Source organism: Flavobacterium sp. JAS (assembly GCF_020991455.1).
GTDB lineage: Bacteria > Bacteroidota > Bacteroidia > Flavobacteriales > Flavobacteriaceae > Flavobacterium.
Genome location: NZ_JAJMOX010000032.1, coordinates 1 through 2,876, shown reverse-complemented (window position 1 = coordinate 2,876; position 2,876 = coordinate 1). Strand labels below are relative to the sequence as shown.

Below are 2,876 nucleotides of genomic sequence, written 5' to 3'. Positions count from 1 at the left end.
AACATCTAAATCATTTTTGCGGATTGATGCTAATTCACTTGAACTTAATGCTCTGAATGCTTCGGAGCTATAATCGTCTGATTTTATTTTCTCTATTACTAAAAACTGGGCCATGATTAGTCCGGTTATCGCACCAATGGGGTTGAATGCCTGGGCTAAATTCAAACGTTGCGTGGCTGTTTCTTTATTGCCCAGGAATAAAATTAACGGATTTGAAGTAGTTTCCAAAAAGGCCAAACCACAGGTAATCACCCATAGCGAGATAAGAAAGAACTTGTAGCTCTGGTAATGCGCTGCAGGATAGAATAAAAAAGCGCCTGCTGCATACAATATAAGTCCCACTATTATTCCTGATTTGTAGCTGTATTTTCTAATGAACAAAGCTGCCGGCAAGGCCATAAAGAAATAACCAAAATAAAAGGCAAACTGTACCAATGAGGCTTGCGTATTAGATAATTCAGGCATCACTTTTTTGAAAGTGGAAACCATTGGAGTTGTCAAATCATTGGCAATTCCCCAAAGGGCAAATAAAACGGTGATTATAATAAACTGGAAAAGTAATTCCTTTTTTACTATAGGAATTGGAAAGGATTGGTTCATGCGTTTAAATTTGGTTGGTTAGGCTGATTAGTAAAAAAAGAACAACTAATACAGCAATATAATTTGTTCTTTTAGGTGTTAAATATTTTATATTGTCAATAATGAACGGTCTAAATGAACATAGCCTCCATCACAAAAGATGAACTGTCCAGTAGTATGTGAGGATCTTTTAGAAATGGTAAACAAGCAAGCGTCAGCAATTTCATCAGGAGTTGTCATTCTGTTTTCTAATGGAATTTTCTCAACAATGGATTTTAATTTTTCTTCACCATTTTCAAGTGTTTTAATCCAGTTTTCGTAGGCAGGGGTCCAGCTTTCCGCTATGATAATGGCATTTACTCTTATAGCATACTGGATTAAATCCACCGCCCATTCGCGGGTTAAACCTAAAACGCCACCTTTGGCAGCGGCATAACCCGAAGTTCCTCCCTGACCTGTTAATCCTACTTTAGAACCAATATTTAAAATTGGGCCTTTGGAAGCTTTTAGATAAGGAAGTGCATACTTAACCATCAAAAAGTAACTCACCATATTGAGTTTCAAAGAATTTAAAAATTCTTCATATGAGGCATCAAGTCCAACGCCGTCATTAACACCAACATTATTGATTAAAGCATCAATTCGACCGTATTTAGCCCCGATTATTGCGATTGCTTCTTCAATTTCCAGAGGATTTGTCACATCGGTTTTACAAAACAAACCATCAATTCCTTTTTTTTGAATTTCTTCTATATAAGTAAATCCGCGATCGTTTCTATCAAGTACTACCGGAATTGCTCCTTCGCTAGCCAAGTGCTGCAGGATAGTTTCTCCAATACTTCCTTTAAGTCCGGCCGCACCGGTAATGACCACTACTTTTCCTTTTAATTCTAAATCCATACTCTATAAGTTATAAAATTGTATTGCATTGCCGCCCATAATCGCTTCTTGCTCTGCTGAGCTTAATTTTGAAATGAAATGGGCAACTAATTCTTTTGTTTTTGCATAATTTCCAGCAACCAGACATACTGGCCAATCCGAACCAAAAAGGATTCTATTTGGTCTAAAAGCGTCCAAAACCAATTGCATATAAGGTTCGATTTGTTCAGGAGTCCAATTATTATAATCGGCTTCGGTGGTCATTCCAGAGAATTTGCAATACACATTTGGACATTTACCAATTGCTTTCATTAAAGCCGCCCAACCATCATAAAATCCTTCTTTTATATAGGGTTTTGCAATATGATCGATGACAAATTTTTGATTTGGAAAACGCCTTGCTAATTCCAATGCTGCTCCTAATTGATGTGGAAAAATAAGAATATCATAAGTGAAATTGTATTTTTCTAAAGCAGCAATTCCCTTTAAAAAATCAGGGCGCAACATGAAATTATGATCCGCTTCGCCTTGAAGTACATGTCTGAAACCTTTTAGCTTTGGAAATTGGCTGTATTGATTCAAAACAGTGTCAATAGCTGAATCTCTTAAGTCAACCCAGCCTACGATTCCTTTGATAAAGTCGTTTTTATTGGCCAAATCCAAAAGAAAATCTGTCTCGGCTAGTGTTTGATCAGCTTGTATTGCTACACAGCCATCAATACCGTTAGTTTGGTAAATGAGCTTCAAATCTTCAGGCAAGAAACTCTTGCGAATGACTCTCATATCATCATTTATCCAGGTATGTTTATCTGCTTCGTATATCCAAAAATGCTGATGCGAATCTATTGTCATACTATTTTAATTTAAAATCGACAGTAGCTTTAATTACACCAGTTGCAGGATCGAGCCAACTATCAAAATTAGTGATCATTTCAGTATAAGGAACATTATGACTAATGTAGGATGCTGTTGGGAATTGATCTAAAACACTAATTACGTGCTGAAAATCTTCGGTAGTGGCATTTCGGCTGCACATTAAAGTTATCTCCTTGGCATGAATAGCCGGATGACTATAAGTCAATTCTCCTTTTGATAATCCAACAAGCACAAATCGACCTCCGTGCGACATATAATTTGGGCATGCTTCTAAAGCACCTTTGTGCCCCGAAGCATCAAAAACAGTAGTACATAAATCACCATTGGTAATTTTGGTAATTTCTTCAACCGTATTTCCATCTGCTTTTACGGTATAATCTACACCTATTTTTTCTTTGGCATAAGCCAACCGCTGCTCATTCATGTCAATGGCTATTACTTTAGCACCCGCAATTTGAGCCAGCTTCATAATCCCAATTCCGATAGGGCCACAACCTACCACAGCAACGATTTCTCCAGCAGTAATGGCAGCTCTGCGTATA

The 2,876-nt window shown here is 37.3% G+C and carries 4 protein-coding genes; all 4 read right to left on the bottom strand.

All coding sequences use genetic code 11. The annotated features are described in order from the left end of the window. A partial coding sequence (locus LPB88_RS23595) for an MFS transporter (RefSeq protein WP_230718233.1) occupies nt 1-600 on the bottom strand: 600 nt, incomplete at its 3' end. Nucleotides 601-687: 87 nt separating this feature from the next. After that, nucleotides 688-1,479 carry an SDR family oxidoreductase gene (locus tag LPB88_RS23590; protein WP_230718231.1) on the bottom strand — a complete coding sequence of 264 codons (792 nt, stop codon included), beginning with the start codon at nt 1,477-1,479 and terminating at the stop codon, nt 688-690. Nucleotides 1,480-1,482: 3 nt separating this feature from the next. After that, nucleotides 1,483-2,310: an amidohydrolase gene (locus LPB88_RS23585; protein WP_230718229.1), complete on the bottom strand. Its 828-nt coding sequence runs from the start codon at nt 2,308-2,310 to the stop codon at nt 1,483-1,485. Nucleotide 2,311: 1 nt separating this feature from the next. After that, nucleotides 2,312-2,876: zinc-binding dehydrogenase (locus tag LPB88_RS23580; RefSeq protein WP_230718227.1), on the bottom strand; the 565-nt coding region annotated here is incomplete at its 5' end.